Source organism: uncultured Tenacibaculum sp. (assembly GCF_947498805.1).
In the GTDB taxonomy this organism is placed as follows: Bacteria; Bacteroidota; Bacteroidia; order Flavobacteriales; family Flavobacteriaceae; genus Polaribacter.
Genome location: NZ_CANMLT010000002.1, coordinates 306,792 through 328,828 on the forward strand (window position 1 = coordinate 306,792; position 22,037 = coordinate 328,828).

Consider the following 22,037-nt stretch of genomic DNA (forward strand, 5'->3'; position numbering starts at 1 on the left):
CATCTAATATTTCAGATAATACTTTTACCTACCAACTCGAATAATTAGAATTATTTGATATACATCTTATAAAAAACAAAAAGATGGATTTACATCCATCTTCTTGCTTGTTTTGGTTATTGTTTACTATTACGCAAAATTCTTCCTCATTAAAACTGTAAAGTTCCAATTTCAATATAGTCTTCCTTTTTATCAAGTTTTACTATAATCGTTTCTCTTTTCTCTTTTTTCCTACCGTAATTGGTAAACATTGTAACTTTCAAAATTGGAGGTCCAGATATTTTTTGGAGATTATCAGCATAATAGTCAATCATAACTTTATATCTTCCTTTTATCGCTTTTTTAAGCATAAATTCTTCTGGTCCATATCCATCAGTCATGTCTAATGACATTCTTCCTCCTATTTCTGTTTCTATGTTCTTATAAGAGGCTTTTTCCTCTTTTGGATCAACTACCCATAAATCCAAATCAGTATCATTATGATTCCAATCTACAACAATACGTATATCAACAGGCATGGATTTAAAAAGCTTTTTTTGATGCTTATCTAATCTTAACTTGCTTCTATACTTAGACACTAACCTTGTTAGCTCTACAAATACCACCGCTTCTATACCATCAAATCGTTCTTCTTCATCTTTTTTTATAAGATCTCCATTATAAATTTTATAAAGCAAATCAAAACTATCTTGATAATTTCCCGCTAGTTCATAAGCTAAAGCTAAATCTCTATAGGACTGAGGTTCTTCAGGTCTTAACTCTAAAACTCTTTTATAAATGTATTTTGCTAAATCATACTCCTTAAAATACTCCAACTTATACGCTAATGCCTTTAGAAGTTCATAATTATCTAAATCTATCTCTATTAAATTTGTCAATACTCTAATAGCCATTTCTTTTGCTCCCCTTTGATCAAAGAAATCAGCTACATCTATATAAAACATTGGACTATTAGAATAATGATCCCTGATTTCTAAATACCTATCGTAGGCAGATACAACAGAAGTTTCTTTTTCTAGAACTTCCAAATAGGGAACTTCAGGATTCCATGCCTTTAATTCTATTCTTTGTTCAATTAACAGATTTAAACGTTCTATTTCTTTTTTATGAGTTATTAATCCCTTTTTGGTAGTAAAAATAATGATTCCATTTCTGGCTTTTTCCCCATAAAGCTTTACCGCATCAATTGGTTTTATAACTTGAACAGAAGCTATTTCATTAGGCTTAAGTTGTTCAATAACCTTCTTATTTGCAGGAATTCCATTGACTATATACATTATTGCCTCTTGATATATATTATTCCCTCTTACAACCGTATTTTCATTTTCAGAACTATTTTGAGCAACAACAACACCTGATGTTAATCCTTCATTAGATTTAATAGCAACACTACCAGTATAACTTCTTACTTGTCTTGAACCATAAGCTACCACCACTACTTCATCTAATACGTTATCCTCTTCTAATTCTATATCTAATATATTCCTATTGCTAACAACAGCCTCTTCAGTTACACATCCCACAAAAGAAAAAACTAAAACTTCATCTTTTTCAACATTAATTGTGTATTTACCATCAAAATCTGTTTCTGTTCCTCTTCTTGTTCCTTTTACCCAAACATTAACGCCAGGTAAAGGACCTGAAGAATCTTTAACAATACCTCTTACAACGTTTTTAGAATAATCAATATCAGAGACTAATGTATTTTCTTCTGAATCATTATCTGTTTTCTCTATTGAATTATCGGCATTAGAATCATTGTTAACGGCATTATCATTAGAATTACTAGTGTTTGTATTATTTGAAGAAGCTATTACTGTTTGGTTCCTAGAAATGTTGCTAGTACTAGAAGTTTGACTTATTCTCTTATTCTTTACCTTTTTTAAAGGATAAGTTTCATTATACCAATCTGTAACTTCTTTATATTGATCAAAGATATCTTCTCTTCTCAATTCAAAGTCTTCTCTTTTGGAAATTTGATCTTCTTCTCTTTCTCTTAACAGTGCTTTGTATTGTCTTCTTAGTTCTTTTGGCGGTTCTATTTTATATTTTACATAATCCTGAATTCTATCTAAAATTAGCATTGATGTGTAATCTGTGATTAATTGATACTGTTTAGCTAAAGAAATAATTGCTTTTTTATTTTCTTCCTTATCTACACTTAAATATTTTAATTTTTCTTTTGCCCAAAGTCTTTTAACCTGACTTGATTTCTTAGATCTATCTAAATCAATAGAAATTTCCTTTATTATCTCATCTTGATACCCAAATATTAATTTGATTGTAGACTTTCTTTTAAACCTACCCGAAATCACAAAATCATTCATAATATTTACGCTATTTTTTGGATATACCTCTTCTAAACTGGAAGTACTTTGATACCCTAAAAACTGTAATACTTCTCTCTTTAATAACTTAAATGCTTCATTGCTATCAAGTTTTCCTAAATTTATATACACACCTCCTAGATTAGTTGCAATGGTATTTAATAAGAAATGATCAGCAGAGATTAATGAGTTGATCGTGTAAATTGTTTTACTCTTTAACCTTTTTATACTTCCTAAATTCGTTAATCCATCTGAAAATAAAAGTACCTCTTTAGCATCTAGAGGTATGGTTTTTAGTATTTCTAAATTGGTTCCACCATCATAAGTTTGAGCTAGTATTTCTTTTTTGACTATATCCCAATTACCTTCAGATATGTTGAATTTTTTCTTGTTAACTATAGCATTATTAAAAGAAACAAACTCAACTTCTACATTTTTCAAATAACTAAAATACTTACTCAAAAGTTCTAGTTCTTTTGTTAAGATTTTATTTCTCATTGAAAAAGAAGCATCCCAAAGTATACATATCTTTTCAGGCTTTTTCTTATCGCGAAATTGATTCTTAAACTTTACAGAAGTATAAAAATAATCTCTATAGGTTAATGTTTTTTCTGTCTCGAAAGAACTTGCTATGATTACTTTAATTGGTTCTTGAGGTTTTACATTCTTTTGTACTATAGAAGCGTTTACAACATTCCCTTTTCTTATAAAATTTGGGTTTTTAGATAATTCACTTACTACTTTTATTTTATCGGATTTGGAGATCCCGTAAACAAAAATATCTATCGATATAAAATCTATTGTCTGTTTAAATCCTAATGGTAGATTATAAACTAACTTATTCTTATTGCTTGAAAGCTTTTCTTCATAAGTTAAAACAACTCTTTTAGTCGCTTTAGGTAAAATTGGATACACTCTTGCTTTATAATTATTTCCCTTAGTTTTTTCTAAGAGTGCTGGATCAATGTTTTGTCTAATAGTTGTTTCATAAGCAACACGTGCTAGTTCTTTTTCAACCACCACAGCTTCTCTTAAATTTCCATTTAGCTCCATGGCAAACTTATAAACCGACTGTCCTTCTCCTAAAGGAAATGAGAGTTCACCTTCCAGTGTCCTATCCAATCCGTTATAAAATTCCATGTCATAGGTGGTCGTTGCATAATCTCCAGTAATTTCTGTCTTTACTTTTAAACTTGATAACTTTAGTTGCTCACCATTTTGTAAAGTGATTTTTGGAGTGTTTTGAGAATAAAGTCCAAGGCTTATTAATAAGAAATTGATGAATAGTAGTTTTTTCATAGTATAGGCTTTAATATTAAGTAAAACTCAATATTTATACTAAAAAATAAAACCAGTAATGAGGGTAACTACCTTTTTATTGAGGGAAGCTATCTAATCCTTAAGTTCTAAACAACACATTACTTTAAAGTTATTTTATAATCATATTATGCTTCAATGAATCCTTGTAAAATTAAGAGACATAAAATTATTAATGATTTTTAAATCCACCTATAAAATATTTCTAATAAAAATACCTAAATATAGGTACCTACCCATAACTTAATATTGTTAAATTGCATATCAAAACAACAGATTATGAGAAACTTATACTTTATTTTACTAAGCCTATTTTCACTATATAGTTTTGGTCAAGAAACTTTTTATAAAAACTATAAAATCAGAAATTTCATAGATTTCTTAGATGATGGTAAAAACACCTATGACTACGCTAATCTGACTAAAGATCAAAAATCTAAAGTCAAATTTCTTTCAAGAGAGAAGTGCTTTATTTATAACTCTTTAAATTCATCTCAAAAGGCAACAATAGATAAGAAACTACAATTAGTTAAGGATGGAGTTTTAATTGAAGTTAAGTTAAATGATTGCTCTGGTAATGAAATTATTATAAACAAATCTAATATTGATAAGCCCGAAATATATAAGTTGATAGGACAAACTTTGACCGTTAGAGCTAAAACATTTGGAAGCAATAAACATAATAATGATGTATATAAAGCGGGACTTCTGATGGAGAAGAATAAACTTTATGTAAACCTATGGCCTTTTAAAGAAAATACTGCTTCCAATGAACAAGGAGATTCAGGGATTACTAAAAACGTAAGTGATAATGAAACTAACCCTAAAAAAATTGATAATATAAATTTTAAAGAGGATAAAAATCTGAATGTCAATAAAGAAACAAGAGTACCATTATTTTATGAAATTCCAGACGACCATACGGCTATATTTAGGTTTACAGAACTTAGTGTTAATGCTATTACAATCCCTATAAAATATAGATTTAGAACTACTCGTGATGCATTAGTAACTAACCAAAATAATGTAGTTGAAGAAGTAAAGGTAAAAAGTGAAGAGTTTAGTACATCTTTCAATGTGGCTCTATTTGGTGGGTATAGTTGGGGTAAAACAAAATTTACCCATCGAAAAAAAATTGGTAACAGAGTAAAAACCCATAAAAATACTATCGGAGTATTTTTAGGTTCTAGCGTTGTAGAACTTAACAGCTCTAATACTAATATTACTTTAAATCAACCGCAAAGTGATCGAGAAGGTACAATTGGAACTTTAAGTTTTGGGGTTGGTTGGGTTAAAAGCTGGAACAAAATAAGCTTAGGTCTTTTTTATGGAGTAGATAAAGGTGTTGGCCGAGTTTCTGAGAATTGGATCTACAATGGTAGTGGTTGGTTCGGGTTTGGTTTAGGTTATGACCTTTTTAAGTTGTAACAATACCAGAAACTTAAGTATTTGACAAAATTTTGAACTCAATAGTTTCCTAAACATTTTCTAGACATTCTTGAATATAATAATAAATAAACATTATGATTTCAGAGAACATTCACTATTCCATAATTATTGTATGTAGACCTGACCTAGTAGGTGATAGTTAATGTTCTCTGATTTATGTTAGTTTCTTGTAAGCACTATTAATACGCATCTATATCTATAATAAAACGTATTGGTCTAAAGTCTTGCACAGCCTCGAAGGTGTTTTTAATTTTTTGAAGTTGTTCCTTTGTTTTTGCCAAAGACTGTTTTGGAGGAATTTTAACAATCAAGTTTTTAATATACTGATTTCGTATACGTGCTACTGCCGGTGCTGAGGGCCCTAATACATGTTCTCCAAACACATTCTGTAAAGATTTTGCCAACCAATGAATTCCCGTATCTACGCGTGTATAATCTTTATGCTTTAAGGTAATTTTTATCAGTCGATAATATGGTGGATAATGAAACTGCCAACGGTCTTGTAACTGTTCTTTATACATTTCAGTATAGCTATTGGTAGATACTTGCTGTAGTATTTGGTGGTACGGATTAAAGGTTTGTATCGCTACATTTCCTTGTTTCTTAGTACGCCCTGCCCTACCGGATACTTGTAACATCAATTGAAAAGCACGTTCATGTGCTCTAAAATCAGGAAAATTAAGCATGGAATCTGCATTTAGAATCCCTACCAAAGAAACATTTTCAAAATCCAATCCTTTAGATAACATTTGTGTTCCTACCAAGATATCTATTTCTTGTGCTTCAAAGGCTCCAATAATCTTTTCATACCCATACTTCCCCCGAGTGGTATCCAAGTCCATACGACCGATATTATGATTTGGAAATAACTCTTTTAATTCCAATTCTATCTGTTCGGTACCAAAACCTTTGGTATCTAATGTAGAACTTCCACAGGCACCACAACTGGTAGGCATTGCACGTTGGTAATGACAGTAATGGCACTTTAGCTCACCTCTAAACTTATGATAGGTTAAACTTACATCACAATTCGGACATTGCGGAGAAACCCCACAAGTAGTACATTCTACTACCGGTGAAAATCCACGTCTGTTTTGAAATAGAATGATCTGTTCCTTTTCTTCCAAAGCTTCTTTCATCATAGTCAACAAACGATCAGAGAAGTGTCCGGTCATTCGTTTTTTACGTTGCTTTTCTTTGATATCTATCAATTCTATTTTGGGTAACTGAATATTTCCAAAACGTCGCTTTAGTTCTACAAAACCATATTTTTGTTGCTCTGCGTTATAATAACTCTCTAATGATGGTGTAGCAGAACCTAACAATACTTTTGCCTTATGCAAATGTCCTAATACTACTGCCGCATCACGAGCATTGTACCGTGGTGAAGGTTCAAACTGTTTATAAGACGTTTCATGCTCTTCATCAATCACAATCAAGCCTAAATTAGAAAAAGGTAAAAATGCCGAAGACCTTGCTCCTAGTATAATTTGCGCTTTTGGTTTATTTTCAAGTACATTATTCCATACCTCTACACGTTCATTCATAGAGTACTTAGAATGAAACACAGAAATAAAATTTCCGAAGTAATTCTGCAAGCGTGTTATAATCTGAGTAGTTAAGGCAATTTCAGGAAGTAAAAACAATACCTGTCTTCCTTCAGCAATTACTTCTTTGATTAATTTTACATAAATCTCTGTTTTACCAGAGCCCGTAACCCCATGTAATAAGGTAACATTTTGTGTTTCAAAAGAAGTTTTAATTCCTTCAAAAGCATCTTGCTGAAACTCATTCAGTTCTTTTATTTGATTGGTTTCTCCTTGATAACTAATTCGATCTGTTTGGATATGATAAAACTCAAAAATTTCTTTATCAACCAAAGCTTTTAAAATAGAGGAAGAAACTCCGGATTGTTCTTCTAAGTCTTTTGCTTTTATAGGCTTTTTAGCTGCATTTAACTGAAAGAAAGTCATCACAGCATCTCGTTGCTTTTTTGCCCGAGAAAGTTGCTCTAATAAGTCTTGTAGTCCTTCATTAGAATTGTATATAGCATTTAAACGTACATACTTAACCAATTTTGGTTTGTACGTCTCATAAATTTCTTCTTTGATGTAAATAGCACTTTTTTCAATAAGCGCATTGATGATAGGCAATACTGTTTTTTTACCTAAAATATCAGAAACCTGATGAATGGTTAGTTGTGAATGATGTTGTAAAGCTTCAAAAATCAAAAACTCATCGTCTGTCAATATAGATTCCTCAACAAAAGCTTCATTCTTATAAATAATAGTTTCACTTTCTAACATAAACGCAGAAGGTAGTGCCGCTCTATATACATCTCCTAAAGAACACATATAGTAACTCGCTATCCATTGCCAATGTTGTAATTGTTGCGCATTTACAATGGGGGTATCATCTAAAATCTGATGAATATCCTTCGCCTCATACAAGTCTGGAGCATTTTGGTGAATATTAAACACCAATGCCGTATAAATTTTACTTTTACCAAAAGAAACTGCCACACGCATTCCTTTTTGTAAGAATGATGCTTCCTCCTTGGTTACCGCATAGGTAAACGTTTTTTGTAAAGGGATAGGTAGTATGACGTCTATAAAGTAAATAAGAAGTGTATTTTGAACAACATCAAAACTACATAAAATTCACTACATTGTAAACAGAAAAACCAAGCTATTTATGACTTCATTAGAATGGAAAAACAAAGGTAAATTCTTAAGTGTTCAAAATCAGCAAGTTTTTGTGATTGATGAAGGCACGTCAGATAATACTATGGTTATTCTTCATGGCTATCCTACCTCCTCTTATGATTATTACAAAGTACTTCCAGAGCTGACAAAACATTACAGAGTTATTATTCATGATCATTTAGGTTTTGGTTTTTCCGACAAACCTTTACACTATTCCTATTCTTTAATTGAACAAGCAGATACTGCTTTACTCCTATGGAAACAATTAGGTCTAAAAAATGTTACGCTACTCGCTCATGATTATGGAACTAGTGTTGCCACAGAGATTATTGCTAGACATAATAAGCAGTTATTAGATATTAATATTGATAAGTTGATACTTTGTAACGGAAGTATGCATATTGAATTGGCGAAACTAAGGACTATTCAAAAATTATTAAAGAATAAGATTACTGGAAAATGGGTAGGTAAATTGGCGAATCAATTTATCTTCAATAGAAACATTCGTAAAATTTATTTTGATAGCTCTAAAGTGAGTCAACATGAACTTGATGAAATGTGGTTTCAAATAAATCATAACAACGGAAGAAAGGTTATTCATTTATTAAGTAATTATATAAATGAGCGTTATTTCTTTTGGAATCGTTGGATTGGTGGTTTAAAAGAAACTCAAGTACCAACAAAAATTGTTTGGGCTACTCATGATCCTATTGCAGTAAAGGACATAGCAGAGCAATTACACAAAGAAATCCCTAATAATGAATTGATTTGGTTAGAAAATTCTGGTCATTTTCCAATGCTAGAAAGTCCTAAAAAATGGGTTCAAAAGATTATCGGTTCATAAATTAATGTTAAGAAGCGTTAATATTTAAGTGTCTTTTTTTCTTAAAATTCTTAAACTCTGTTAAATCAAGTTAAGCTTTTATTAAACTATTGATTTGAGTGAAACATAATGTCATAGTGGATAGTCTTATAGATAAAACCATAACATTATAAAACTCTAATTATGAAAACATTTAAATCTTTTGTTATTATACTTTGTTTAGGTGTATTAACTACTTTCACAGCGCAAGCAAATGAGAACGCAAATCCTATTTTAAAAGCCAAAAAACTATTACGTTCAGAAATTTCTTCAATCATTGGTAGCTCTGCACCATTTCAAACAGATAAAACTGTTACGGCAAATGTTTCTTTTATGCTAAACAGTAAAGGAGAAATTGTAGTACTTGATGTAGAATCTAAAAGCAAAGACTTAAGATATTTTATCAAGCGTAAATTAAACTATAAAAAAATAAACTCTAGTGATATTCGTAAGGGTAATGTATACGAATTACCTATAACTGTTAAAAAGGGGTAATTCATCACTAATTATTGCCAAGAGAAACCCGAGCATTTAGTAATAAATCGCTTGGGTTTTTTATTGTAATATTAGATCATCTAGTACTTTCCTAACCTTGTCTGAATTCCAGTTTGCCGGTCCCTTTTTATCAACTACTATGTTTCCCTCTTTATTTAAAATAAAGGTGGTAGGAATACTCGTATGTTCAAATTGTTTTGGAACCTTATTCAAGTAATTATATGTTGGAAAGTCATATGCATTCTTATTGTAAAATTTAGATACCACATCCCAATTCTCATTTGTTACTAATAAAAAAGCTACTTTATCTTTATAATCATTATGCAGCTCTTGAATACTAGGCATTTCAGCTACACAGGGTGGACACCAAGTAGCCCAAAAACTTACAAAAACTACTTTTCCTTTTAATTCTTTTAAATTGGTACTTTGCGTGTTTAAGCCTTGTAAATTCCAATCATACGTATCTAATTTTACTTGATCTTCCTTGGCTTCTATTGAAGGTGAAAACGATATTAATCGTATAAAGTGAACTCTTGTTGGTGGAAATAACAATAATCCTAAAATCAATAAAAAAAGTATGTTTGAATAATGCTTTTTAAGAAACTTAATCATCTAAACTTGGTAAAATAAATTCGTCTAAAACACTTTTTCTTGCCATCATATCTTCGATAGCTTTCACTGTTCTTGGAGCTTCCTTAGATAAATTTTTAGGTTGCCCTTTTGTTATTAAGATATCATCTTCTATACGTACAGCTATTCCCCACCATTTTTTATCACATGGACTTCCTTCTGGAATATAAATACCCGGTTCTACAGTAATCACCATATTTTCTTTTAACTTACCATAGGTTCCTGGGTCGTGAACATCCAACCCTATATGATGGGAAGTTCCATGAGGAAAATATGAATGCTCTTCTTCTATAGTTTTAATGATTCCTAACTCATATAACCCTTGATTAATTGCCTTTTTTGACTCATTATTTGGTACCCAAAAAGCATTTTTCTCTTTACAGGCTGCTATTCCTGCATCTTGTGCCTTTAAAACCACTTCGTAAATCGCTTTTTGTTCTGGTGAAAACTTACCGTTGGCAGGAATTGTTCTTGTAACATCTGCTGTATATCCGCGATACTCTGCTCCTAAGTCCATTAAAACCAATTCATTTCCTATCTTTTTCTTGTTGTTTTCTGTATAGTGTAAAATACATCCGTTATTCCCTGCTCCTACTATAGACGGGTATCCTTCATATTCTGCTCCGTATTTTTTATATACAAACTCATGAATACCTTGCACTTCTATTTCAGACATATTGGTTTTCATAGCCTTCATTACTTCAACCTGACCTATTGCAGATATTCTAATGGCTTTGGTTAATAATTTTAATTCTTCAGGTGTTTTTATCTCTCGCATCTCAGCCATACGTGTAGATAAAAACTCTATATCAATATTAGAAGTACTTTTTAATTGTAAGGCTATTTTTTGTTTTAGCTCTTTTTTCAAAGCATTGTTACCAGCGTCTTTATACTGCATGATTAATTCATCTTGCTTTAAATCTGGATAATATGTCGAAGCTTTCCCAATAGCTTGCGCTACATTAGCACTATTTTCAATGGGTGTAGCCTTTATCAACTCATATACTTTTCTTTTTACCCCAGAAACAAATTTTATAGGATCATATCCGGATTGGCTTTTAAAATGCGTTACCAAATCGTATGTTTCAGTGAGATTTCCTTCTGAATTTCGATAATCATCTTTAAACTTTTCAATAAAGATTTTATCAAACTTTTTAAAGTTAATTCCATTAGTGAAAAATTCTTCTGTATTCTTTGCTTCCTTAAAACCTAATTCCTTTTTGGCTCCTTCTACCCCTAGTCGCTTTCCGTTCCATAACTCTTTAAAAGGATCTTTCCTTTGCACATATAAAATTTCATTAAAGCTTTTTCCTGATTTATCTTTTTGCTTTTCCGAAAACAGTACTAATACCGCATTGGGCTCTCTATATCCCGTTAAGTAATAAAAATTCGGATCTTGATGAAACACATAATCTACATCATTTGCTCTATTTCGTATTGGATTTGCAAAAACTACTGCCACAGAATTTTTAGGCATTTTAGCTCGTAAAACTTCTCTTCTATCTTTATGAAAATCTGCCGACAAATAATCCATAGACATCTGTGCATTAACAGAATACGTTAACAAGCTTAAAAAACATACAACATACAACCTTCTAATCATTTCTCTCATTAATTTAAAATCAAAAACTTCCAAAAATACCATTTCTTATGCTTACATAAGAAAAAATTAACATACATTAAGATAAAATACGCTCATATATTCGTCAAAACTTCGGTTTCAGTTTGCCAATTTTTCAATACTTTAGCAACACTTTAAACAAACAATAAATTTATCAATGAAAAATACAGCTTTATCACATATACACGAAGCTTTAGGTGCAAAAATGGTACCATTTGCGGGTTACAATATGCCTGTGCAATATGAAGGCGTTAATGCAGAACACGAAACTGTACGTAACGGTGTTGGTGTTTTTGATGTAAGTCATATGGGAGAATTCTTTTTAAAGGGTGAAAATGCATTGGCTTTAATTCAAAAAATATCTTCTAATGATGCTTCTAAACTAGTTCCTGGTAAAGCGCAATATAGCTGTATGCCAAATGCTGATGGTGGAATTGTAGATGATTTAATTATTTACATGATTGCCGAGAATGAGTATATGCTAGTTGTGAATGCTTCTAATATTGAAAAAGACTGGAATTGGATTTCTCAACATAACGATTTAAATGTTGATATGGAAAATCGTTCTGAAGATTGGTCTTTATTAGCTATTCAAGGTCCTAAAGCTGCTGAAGCAATGCAATCGTTAACTTCAGTAGACTTATCTACCATTAAATTTTACACTTTTGAAATCACTGATTTTGCTGGAATTCCTAATGTAGTAGTTTCTGCAACTGGTTACACAGGTTCTGGAGGATTTGAGGTATATGTTAAAAATGAAGATGTTGCACAACTTTGGAAGAACGTTTTTGAAGCTGGAAAAGATTGGGGTATTAAACCAATTGGATTGGCTGCTCGTGATACACTTCGTTTAGAAATGGGATATTGTTTATATGGAAATGATATCGATGATACTACCTCTCCTATTGAAGCTGGTTTAGGGTGGATTACTAAGTTTACAAAAGACTTTGTAAATGCTGAAGCTTTAAAGAAACAAAAGGAAGAAGGAATTACTCGTAAATTAGTTGCTTTTGAATTAACAGAACGTGGTATACCTCGTAAAGATTATGAAATCGTTGATGCAGAAGGAACTGTTATTGGTAGAGTAACTTCAGGTACGATGAGTCCATCTTTAAGTAAAGGAATTGGATTAGGGTATGTTACCAAAGAAAATTCTAAAGTAGATTCTGAAATCTTTATTCAGGTACGTAAAAAACAAATTCCTGCTAAGGTAGTTAAGCTACCTTTTTACAAAGGATAAATACTAAAATAAAAAAGCTTCTAAACATTTAGAAGCTTTTTTATTTCTTATAAGAACCTTTCCTGTTCTTAACTTTCTCTAAAATTCTAGTATACTTTAAGAACTATTAATATAAAATATATAGTCTTAGCTACACTTTAGCTTTTTACAATAAAAAAGCAGCTCCCCCGAGCTGCTTACCCCTATAAATAATTTAATTCCCCAATTAAATACTCAATTTCTTGAGCACTTCAAAGTTGGAAAATAAAAAAGCTTTTTTTAAACAAAATACCTTAAGTGCTGATTTTTAACACTTAAGTGTCTTCAATAGATCCTTAAAAGTAAAAAAGACGACTATAAAGTCGCCTTTTTCTCATTTTTTATGAAGTAAGTCTATTGATTTCCTAAAATAATAGGCATTCCGCTCTTTCCAGAACCAATGATAACTACTTTACTGTTAGGAGATTCCGACAACTTAGTAGTTGCTTCAATTCCTTTATCTTGTAAAATCTTATCTGTTAAGGAAGCACTTAGAATTTTGTTTGCATCAGCCTTTCCTTTTGCTTCAATTCGTTGACGCTCTGCTTCTTTCTCTGCTTTTTCAATTCTAAACTGATATTCTAAAGCTTCTTGCTCTTGTTTTAATTTACGCTCAATAGCATCACGAATTGTATTTGGTAATTGTACATCTTCTACTAAAACTCTTTCTACAATAATGTATTGATCTTTTAAAGTTTCTTGTGCAGAGGCTAAAATTTCTTGCTCAATTACATCACGCTTACTAGAGTACAATTGCTCAGGTGTATAACGTCCAACAACACTACGTGCTGCTCCATTAATCGCAGGATCTAATATTTCTGAAATATAATTTTCTCCTTTGGTTTTAATCAAAAAACCTAGTTTATCATATTCAGGTCTAAACCATACTGTACCATCTACTCTAACTTCTAATCCGTTTACAGATAATACATTCATTTGGTCTGATATAGATTGCTGACGTACTTTTTGAACAATCATTTTATTCCATGGAGCCACAATATGAAACCCTTCTCCATAGGTCTTTTCTGTATTAATACCTTCTCCAAAACGCTCAAATAATACCCCTGCCTCACCTGGACCAATAGTCTCTGTTGATTTTGCAATAAAAAATATTAAAACAATTGCTATAGGAATTAACAATCCTGTTTTTGGAAAATTCAATTCAATCTGATTTCTTGCCATTATATAAGTTTTTTTGTAAAAATACTCAATTAATCGCAATCAGAGTGCACACAATTGTCTCCTAATAGTTCAAATTCTAAGGTTGGGTACTTTAAATAGAAGATAAAATAAAAAAAGGAGCCTGTAGCTCCTCTTTTACTTTATAATTCTATCAAAATTCCTGTATTGAAAATAAACCCATCAGTAGGTGCCCAAATGTCTGTAAAATCAGGATCATTATGAGGCGGTGTTACCATAGATTGATAGTTTTGTTGCTTGGTATCTGTAAAGTTCTCAAAGTTTGCATAGACACTTATTTTACCAAAAGTTCTCATTGCCATAAAGCCCATTGTCCAAAAATCTGGGGTTTCTGTAAGATCATTTCTTAATTGTGAACTTTTATAATAGGCTTCATATCCTATTCTCCACTTATCATGTACCTCATACATTAAAACTCCTCCAATACTATGTCTTGGAGTCAATGCTTTTTGATTTCCGTTCAACTTAACATTATTAAAAGCATAATTCGCAAATAATATAAAATCTTTATACTTAAGTTTTAAATTGGTTTCTGCACCATAACTATTCAACAAACTTTTTGAATTGATAAACTCATAGTTTGTGCCATTGTTTTGTAAAACAAGTGAGTTCTTTAACTGTGTATAGAAGAACAACTGATTAAATGATAATGAAACATGCTCATTGAATATTTTGGTTTTATAGTTTAAATCACCATTAAAACCAATAGATGTTTCAGCTTCAAAGTTATTTGCATTAATTGGTAATACATTTTCATAAGAACGTTGCTCCCCTTCTTCTGTAAAAATAGTAGGTATTTTATATCCTAATCCTCCTCCTATTCTACTCGATAGATGCTCGCAATATTTTATGTGGACAGAAGCTCTAGGAAGCACAAATACCCCATAATTATTATTGTAATCGGTTCTTAATCCACTTTCTAATGTAATTACCTCAGATACTCTCCAATTGTTTTGTGCAAATACTCCAGTTGTAAATTGTGTATAACTCCTATCAATAGCAGACACTTCATCTTCATTAAAGTTTTCATTAACGATGTTTCCTCCAAAAACCCAATCCAGTTTCTCCGTATACGTATTGTATGTTGCTTCTGTAAAAGTAGCCCATTGCTTTCCTTTGAATTGCATGTTTGGCATTAATAAATCACGCTTGAAATAACTTACACTATTTTTAAAACTAAAGCTTTTATCATCCGACAATTGATTATTATAACTCAATTGTGTGGCATATCGTTCAGTTTTATTCTCTTCATAAAAGTTATGTCCTGGACTAGGATTACCGTTAATCACATCTTCATCTCCTCCTATTCTATTTTCTAAGGTAGTACTAAAGTTGAATCTCCATGTTTCATTTTCATTGGGATAATAGAAAAATGAAGGGGTCACACTAAAGCTTCTTACCTTGGGAATGTCTGTAAAATGATCATTATTTAAATCGGTTGCCTTTTGTAGATTTCCAGAAGTATATAAGGTCATTCCAAACTTCCCATACTTTTCACTGTAAAACGCATTTAAAGTACTTCCGTTTCTAGAGGTTTGATCGTACATGAGTTTTATCTCTCGTTCCTCTTTTGGTTGTTTAGAAACTAAGTTTACCAACCCTGCAATAGCTCCTCCACCATATAAAGTTGAAGAACTTCCTTTTACAATTTCTACTTGCTGTAAATCTAACGGTGGAATTTGCATGATGCTTAATCCGCTTGAAAAGCCTCCAAATAAAGGGAATCCGTCTTTCAACAACTGGGTAAATCGTCCATCAAGTCCCTGTATTCTTATGGATTGATTTGCAGAGTTTGCAGATGTTTGTTGCATTTGAATTCCTGTACTTTCTCTTAATACCATAGCAATATTTGCAGAATTCATTACCGCCTTTTCACCTAATTCCTCTGCTCCCACTACTTCTATTCTTGTGGGTATTTCTGCTATAGAACGCTTACTTCTGGTAGATTGTATGACTACTGCATCTAAAGTTTCTTCGTCTTCATGTAGTTCAATGGTAATTAGATTTTTATTATTCGGAAATTCTAAGGTTTTCTCTACAGTTTCAAACCCCATAAACGAAATAATAAAGGTCTGTTTTCCATTCGGAATATTACTGATAGAGGCCAATCCATCTAAATCGGTTTGAGAACCTATGGTTGTATTTTTAATGTATACTGATGCTCCTACTATTGGATCTTTTTCATCAGAAAGCACCTTAAATTGTATAGCATTTTGTCCAGATACACTGGTTGCTAATAGCCCTATTGCAAGGACTAGAAATATATGTTTTATCATGTATATGCTTAAATTAATTATAATATATATACGAAATCTTCTCTTTTGAAAAGATGCATATTTAGGGCTCTAAATGAGCGATACTTATATAATTAATTAAGCTTTTGGTGGCTGAAAAACACCGTTTAGAAAAGAAAAGTTATATGGACTTTGATAAAAGTTAATTTCTTGCTTTAATTCAAACAAAGCAACGATTTTAAAGTCTGTATTGACAGGAATATATTCAGCAGAAAAACTAACTACGGTACAATGATGATGATGTTCTGTATCTTTATCTTCTTCAGAATCATTTTGATGATGAATTTCTTCATGTGCATCATTAATATCAACATGTTCCGTTAAACTATCATATACCACCACATCATTATGCGCATGCAACGGTGGCATTAGCAATAATGAAGTTAACCATATGATAAGTAAGTTTTTCATGCTTATTTCTATACTACAAAAGTAACAAAGTTTTATGAATTCATTATTCGTTCAATCTATCTTTAACGTATTCAATCTTCGTTTTACCGTGTGCTACCGGCTTTCCGTTATCATCTAAAGAAACCATAATTATTTTATCAATGGCAATAATTGTTTTACGTGTTATCTTATTTCTTACCTCACAATTTAAGGTAATAGAAGATCTACCAAATTTTACAACCTCTATACCAATTTCTATAATGTCTCCTTGTTTTGCAGAACTTACAAAATCAATTTCAGACATGAATTTGGTCACTGTTTTTGGTATTTCCAACTGAATAATAGCATACAATGCTACTTCTTCATCAATCCATTGTAATAAACGTCCTCCAAATAAAGTTCCATTTGGATTTAAATCTTCGGGTTTAACCCATTTTCTAGTGTGAAATCTCATATAATCTATTTACTACAAAGGTCTGTTAAAATCAATTTTAAACCCATTAAACTTGATTTCTTTTTTAGATTTTACCATAGTATTTTCTGATAAACCATTCTAAAGTTAATAAAGCAATGGCTAAAAACAAAATCCATTTCCAATCAATCAAATTTTGTTGTGTTTCGCTTGAAGATTGCGATGTATAATAGTTTTTATTATTAATCAACTGGTTTTTAAGACTTTCATAGTCAGAATTAAAAAACAAACTCCCTTTTGAACGCAAGGCCAACTTTTCTAGCTTATTTACATTCGCATTTGTAAATTGCTCCTCAACTTCATAATCCGTTACTCTAAAAACACCTCTTCGACTTATAGATTGATTATCTACCGATACTTTAAACTCGTATTCTCCAGGTAAAATATCTTCTAAAACCGCTACGTATGAATTACTTTTTAAAGATAATGGGTACTTTCTCTCCTCTTTAGTTTCTTTATTAGTTAATGATAACCACAAACTAGCTCTACTATCAAACAAATAATTATTATCTAAATAAAATGCTGAAATATTGATACTGGTATTGGCAGGATATAATTTCTTATAAGTTACCTCTAACCTGTTTCTTTTTTTGTTGGATGAAATATATTGAATTAAAGAACCTAAAAAAGCATCGAAATCTTCAAAAGATTCATTCCTTACATATGAATTTACCCTCCATTTCCATATACCTTCACCAAATAAAGCAGCATATTTGATCTCATTATTTTCAAAAGTAGCCAATAAAGGTTCATCAGATTTTACTCCGGTTACTTTTTGAAATAACAAGGTTTGTGCTTCTTTATTTAAAGACAGTTTTCCAAACTTATCTTGTAATGGAGGAAACTGATTAAATCCTATATTTTTTTGCTGAAAGGTTAAAAACTTATCATTGAAAGATGCTTCATAATTTTCAGATTGACTAATCGCATTTTTTTGAAACCCTAATTTCTTAGAATTCAAATAATTCCAATCGGTACTTTCTCCTGTAATAATTAAAAAATTGGATTTTAAATCTGAAAGAAAGGTGTTAAAGTAACTATTCGGTTGGAACAATATAAAAAATTGATAATCAATACTTTTTATTTTCGAAAAATCTCTAACAAAAATATCTACACTACGATTTTTATTACTTTCTAAAGCCCTTTTAATCGCACCTAAATCTGGGTGCAAACTAGATGCTAATATGGCGCCTTTTTGCTGTTCATCAATGACCTCAATAGAGAAACTTTTACGGTTATTTTTTGTGTTTTTTTCTCCTTCAATCTGACTAACGGATGCCGTATAAAAATGTGTTCCAACTTCATTAGATTCTAAATTAGCAACAACTGTTTTTGTGTTATTTTTTGCTGATAACTTTATATTTTGAGTAAAGACATTTCTTCGTTTTGTTGCTATTGAATACCTAACAGAAACTTCTTTTTTCCCTTTGTAATGGATAAGCGCTTCCACTGGAAACTTATTTTTTAAATAGCTATATCGATTTACATTTAATTGAGAAATTTGAATATCTTGATACACCGTTGTATCTCCAAATACAACAGGGTATATATTTAGTTTAGAATTTAAAAATTCGTAATCATTCCCTATTGTTTGATTTCCGTCTGTTAATAATACTACAGCTCCTAAATTATCTTTTAAGAGCTCATTGGTTTCATTTAATGACTTGGAAATATTTGTTTGTTTTTCAGAAAATTTTAAAGAATCGTTGAATACCAATCCGTTTCCAAATGAATAGGTCTTGATATCAAATTTATTTTTTAAATCACTATCGTTCACCACTCTCTCACTAAAGCCTTTCATGTTTTGGCTTTCATTAAAAAAAGAAATAGAAGAAGAATTATCTGAAAGTACCGTTAGTACAGGTTTCTTATTTACAATTGATTTAACTGTAATCTTGGGATTTAACAACAATATTAGCAATAAGAAAACACTTAACGCCTTTAGTGTAAATAATATAACTGTGATTTTTGGCTTTCTCTTTACTTTAAAAAAGTATTGAAAAAAAGCTACGAATATTCCTAGTAACAGTGCTAATAAAATATAAACGAGTGTGATTGTTTGCACGCAAATTCTTTTAAAACGTGAAGATATAAATATCTCTCAAATAAATAAACCTAAACTTATTTTTCGTTTATGATTAGGGTCATAAACTTCATAGCTATTTGCTCATAATTTTGTAGTAAAATATTTAAGGCATGAGTATTACAAAACAATTAACGGTAAGTACATCTATAAAAGAGAGAGCAAATTTTAATCCAATAGCTCTCATCAATAAAAAGATTGAAGAAGAAAGTGAAAACGCAATAGGTTTATCTGTGGTGTTTATCATGGTAGGAACCATGATTGCTTCGATATCTGCAGCGTTGGCAATACACGGGCCTATAAATTTATTTGCTTTACTATTTTCTTGTATTACAGCAATGGGAGCCAATGCTACAGCCATAAGCCAACGCCCATTTAAAACCATTGTATGGGCATTTATGATTAATATAATTGGGAATATTTTATTAATAGTTTACCAACTTATGTAGTTGGTAATTTTGGTTTAACTTCAAACATTCTAAAGAAGAGCATAGAAGCAATGTTTCTTGCTCTTTCTTTAGCCTCCGTAGCTTTATTTCCATGAAAAAGTTCATCTACGGTATTAAACCATAACTGTAACCAACGTCCGAAGTGTTCTTGAGAAATACTATGATTAAATTGGGCATCTACGTCTTTATGAGCCTTCATTGGGTTTCCTTTGAATTTTCTAACAAAAAACAAATTTGTCTCCCAAAAATCAGTTAATTTTTGAAGATGAGATTCCCATTCATTATCCGGTATAATTTTCAGAAAAATTGGACCTATAAAATCATCCTTTTTAATTTTGTTATAAAAAGTTGAGACTAATAAATAAACATCCGCCCTATTTTCTATTTCCTTTGTACTCATTTCTCTATTTTAAATAACTCACAGCAAAAGTATATCTTTATACAATTGCAATTTATGACTTAAATCATAATGATACCACAAGAAATATTACTAAAATATAACGCTACCATAAAAACCTTTGAAAAAGATGCTACGCTATTTTCAGAAAACGAAACAGCTAGATATTACTATCAAATTGTTAGTGGCGCTGTAAAAATGAACAATTACAACGAAGATGGTAAAGAGTTTATTCAAGGTATTTTTTATAAGCAACAAAGTTTTGGTGAGCCTCCTTTATTCATAGATATAAAGTACCCGGCAAGTGCAGTTACATTGGTAAAAAGCGATATTTTATTAATAGATAGACAAGCCTTTTTTCAGCTTTTAAAAGAGCATCCAGAAATACATTTAAACATTACACAAAGTCTTGCTAAAAGACTTTACTACAAAGCCATTATTGCATCAGAAATATCTAGTCAAGAACCTGCACATAGAGTATTACGATTTATTGATTATCTAAAAAATGACGTAGCTAAAACAAGTGGCGATTTTACCTTTAAAGTAGATTATACAAGGCAACAAATAGCAGATATCCTTGGCTTACGCGTAGAAACGGTTATAAGAGTTATTAAAAGTTTAGAAAAACAAGGAGAATTAAAAATCATCAAACGAAAGGTATATCGTTAAAATTACTCGATAATTATCAATTAAAAAACGATTGTATTTTCTATTTTTGTGCCTTTCAACACAACAACACAACATGAACTTAACACAATTAAACGCCATCTCTCCTATTGATGGTAGATACAGAGGTAAAATAGAAAAATTAGCTGATTACTTTTCAGAAGAAGCATTGATTAAATACCGTGTAAAGGTAGAAATAGAGTATTTTATTGCTTTATGTGAAATTCCACTACCACAATTAGCTGATTTTAATACCGATTTATACAGTGATTTACGTAAGATCTATGAAAATTTTACTGCAGAAGATGCTCAAAAAATTAAAGACATTGAAAGCGTTACCAATCACGATGTAAAAGCTGTTGAATATTTTATCAAAGAAAAATTTGATGCTTTAGGTTTAGATAAACATAAAGAGTTTATCCATTTCGGATTAACTTCACAAGATATAAACAACACTTCTATTCCGTTATTAATTAAAGATGCTATAGAAGATGTTTATTTTCCAACTTTAGATACACTAACAGCAAAATTAGCAGAACTATCTGAAGAGTGGGGAAACATTCCAATGTTAGCTCGTACACATGGGCAACCTGCTTCTCCTACTCGTTTAGGAAAAGAGTTTTTCGTTTTTGTAGAGCGTGTGAATCAACAAGTTTTATATTTACAAAAAACTCCTCATGCAGCTAAGTTTGGTGGAGCTACAGGAAACTTTAATGCACATAAAGTAGCCTACCCAACGATTGATTGGAAGAATTTCGGAACTCATTTTGTAGAGGATATCTTAGGGTTACACCACTCCTTCCCTACAACTCAAATTGAGCATTATGACCATATGGCTTCTTTGTTTGATGGGTTAAAGCGTATTAACACGATTTTAATTGATTTGGATAGAGATGTATGGACCTATATTTCTATGGATTATTTCAAGCAGAAAATTAAAGCCGGAGAAGTAGGTTCGTCTGCAATGCCTCATAAAGTAAATCCGATTGATTTTGAAAACTCTGAAGGAAATTTAGGTATTGCAAATGCAATTTTTGAGCATTTAGCGGCTAAATTACCTGTTTCTCGTATGCAACGTGATTTAACAGATAGTACGGTTTTACGTAATGTTGGTGTACCTTTTGGACATACAATTATAGCTTTTACTGCTACTTTAAAAGGATTGAATAAGTTATTATTAAATCAAGCTAAGTTTGAACAAGACTTAGAAAATAACTGGGCAGTTGCGGCAGAAGCTATTCAAACGATTTTACGTCGCGAAGCGTACCCAAATCCATATGAAGCTTTAAAAGGTTTAACAAGAACTAACGAAAGAATCACACAAGAGTCTATTGCTAGTTTTATTGATACTTTAGAGGTTTCAAACGAGATAAAAGAAGAATTAAAGCAAATAACTCCATCTAACTATACTGGTATTTAATT

Annotated in this window: 17 protein-coding genes; 7 read left to right on the forward strand and 10 right to left on the reverse strand. The window is 31.1% G+C overall.

Going from position 1 to position 22,037, the window contains the following annotated elements:
- Positions 1-149 precede the first annotated feature (149 nt).
- Complete coding sequence (locus tag Q0873_RS04425) at positions 150-3,626, reverse strand: VIT domain-containing protein (protein WP_299104622.1); 3,477 nt, start codon at positions 3,624-3,626, stop codon at positions 150-152.
- 297 nt (positions 3,627-3,923) lie between these two features.
- Between Q0873_RS04425 and Q0873_RS04430 the strand changes: the two genes are divergently transcribed.
- Positions 3,924-5,072, forward strand: coding sequence for a hypothetical protein (locus Q0873_RS04430; RefSeq protein WP_299104623.1), 1,149 nt, complete (start codon positions 3,924-3,926; stop codon positions 5,070-5,072).
- Between the two features lie 200 nt (positions 5,073-5,272).
- Here the strand turns inward: Q0873_RS04430 and priA are convergent, their stop codons facing one another.
- Positions 5,273-7,696: a primosomal protein N' gene (gene priA / locus Q0873_RS04435; protein ID WP_299104978.1), complete on the reverse strand. Its 2,424-nt coding sequence runs from the start codon at positions 7,694-7,696 to the stop codon at positions 5,273-5,275.
- A 91-nt stretch (positions 7,697-7,787) separates the two neighbouring features.
- Here priA and Q0873_RS04440 point away from each other — a divergent pair, with 91 nt between their 5' ends.
- Together Q0873_RS04440 and Q0873_RS04445 are read left to right on the forward strand one after the other, a co-directional pair.
- Positions 7,788-8,642 carry an alpha/beta hydrolase gene (locus tag Q0873_RS04440; protein ID WP_299104624.1) on the forward strand — a complete coding sequence of 285 codons (855 nt, stop codon included), beginning with the start codon at positions 7,788-7,790 and terminating at the stop codon, positions 8,640-8,642.
- Positions 8,643-8,804: 162 nt separating this feature from the next.
- Positions 8,805-9,155, forward strand: a complete 351-nt coding sequence (locus tag Q0873_RS04445; RefSeq protein ID WP_299104625.1) for a hypothetical protein — start codon at positions 8,805-8,807, stop codon at positions 9,153-9,155.
- A gap of 60 nt (positions 9,156-9,215) precedes the next feature.
- On the opposite strand, the gene Q0873_RS04450 is transcribed toward Q0873_RS04445, so the two are convergent.
- Both Q0873_RS04450 and Q0873_RS04455 read right to left on the reverse strand, forming a co-directional pair.
- Positions 9,216-9,767: a TlpA disulfide reductase family protein gene (locus tag Q0873_RS04450; protein WP_299104626.1), complete on the reverse strand. Its 552-nt coding sequence runs from the start codon at positions 9,765-9,767 to the stop codon at positions 9,216-9,218.
- Positions 9,760-11,397 carry an aminopeptidase P N-terminal domain-containing protein gene (locus tag Q0873_RS04455; RefSeq protein WP_299104627.1) on the reverse strand — a complete coding sequence of 546 codons (1,638 nt, stop codon included), beginning with the start codon at positions 11,395-11,397 and terminating at the stop codon, positions 9,760-9,762. Before Q0873_RS04455 ends, Q0873_RS04450 begins: the two co-directional genes overlap by 8 nt.
- A 166-nt stretch (positions 11,398-11,563) precedes the next feature.
- Here Q0873_RS04455 and gcvT point away from each other — a divergent pair, with 166 nt between their 5' ends.
- Positions 11,564-12,646 (forward strand): glycine cleavage system aminomethyltransferase GcvT, encoded by a 1,083-nt coding sequence (gene gcvT / locus Q0873_RS04460; protein WP_299104628.1) that lies wholly within the window; start codon positions 11,564-11,566, stop codon positions 12,644-12,646.
- Between the two features lie 372 nt (positions 12,647-13,018).
- Here the strand turns inward: gcvT and Q0873_RS04465 are convergent, their stop codons facing one another.
- The 5 genes from Q0873_RS04465 to Q0873_RS04485 form a co-directional block, all read right to left on the reverse strand.
- Positions 13,019-13,846, reverse strand: coding sequence for a prohibitin family protein (locus tag Q0873_RS04465; RefSeq protein ID WP_299104629.1), 828 nt, complete (start codon positions 13,844-13,846; stop codon positions 13,019-13,021).
- A 140-nt stretch (positions 13,847-13,986) separates the two neighbouring features.
- The gene (locus Q0873_RS04470; RefSeq protein WP_299104630.1) at positions 13,987-16,140 is read right to left on the reverse strand and encodes a TonB-dependent receptor; all 2,154 of its coding nucleotides are present in this window, start codon (positions 16,138-16,140) and stop codon (positions 13,987-13,989) included.
- Between the two features lie 96 nt (positions 16,141-16,236).
- Positions 16,237-16,569 (reverse strand): hypothetical protein, encoded by a 333-nt coding sequence (locus Q0873_RS04475; RefSeq protein ID WP_299104631.1) that lies wholly within the window; start codon positions 16,567-16,569, stop codon positions 16,237-16,239.
- Positions 16,570-16,612: 43 nt separating this feature from the next.
- Entirely contained in the window at positions 16,613-17,002 is a 390-nt protein-coding gene (locus Q0873_RS04480) for a hotdog domain-containing protein (protein ID WP_299104632.1), read from the reverse strand.
- Between the two features lie 64 nt (positions 17,003-17,066).
- On the reverse strand, positions 17,067-19,085 hold the full coding sequence (locus Q0873_RS04485; protein ID WP_299104633.1) for a VWA domain-containing protein: 2,019 nt from the start codon (positions 19,083-19,085) through the stop codon (positions 17,067-17,069).
- A gap of 131 nt (positions 19,086-19,216) precedes the next feature.
- Here Q0873_RS04485 and Q0873_RS04490 point away from each other — a divergent pair, with 131 nt between their 5' ends.
- A complete protein-coding gene (locus Q0873_RS04490) occupies positions 19,217-19,552 on the forward strand; it encodes a hypothetical protein (protein WP_299104634.1) in 336 nt (111 codons plus the stop codon).
- On the opposite strand, the gene Q0873_RS04495 is transcribed toward Q0873_RS04490, so the two are convergent.
- Positions 19,545-19,952 (reverse strand): group III truncated hemoglobin, encoded by a 408-nt coding sequence (locus tag Q0873_RS04495; RefSeq protein ID WP_299104635.1) that lies wholly within the window; start codon positions 19,950-19,952, stop codon positions 19,545-19,547. The genes Q0873_RS04490 and Q0873_RS04495 overlap by 8 nt on opposite strands.
- Positions 19,953-20,021: 69 nt before the next feature.
- On the opposite strand from Q0873_RS04495, the gene Q0873_RS04500 reads away from it, so the two are divergent.
- Both Q0873_RS04500 and purB read left to right on the forward strand, forming a co-directional pair.
- Positions 20,022-20,618, forward strand: a complete 597-nt coding sequence (locus Q0873_RS04500) for a Crp/Fnr family transcriptional regulator (protein ID WP_299104636.1) — start codon at positions 20,022-20,024, stop codon at positions 20,616-20,618.
- A gap of 73 nt (positions 20,619-20,691) precedes the next feature.
- Entirely contained in the window at positions 20,692-22,035 is a 1,344-nt protein-coding gene (purB, locus tag Q0873_RS04505; protein WP_299104637.1) for an adenylosuccinate lyase, read from the forward strand.
- Positions 22,036-22,037 lie beyond the last annotated feature (2 nt).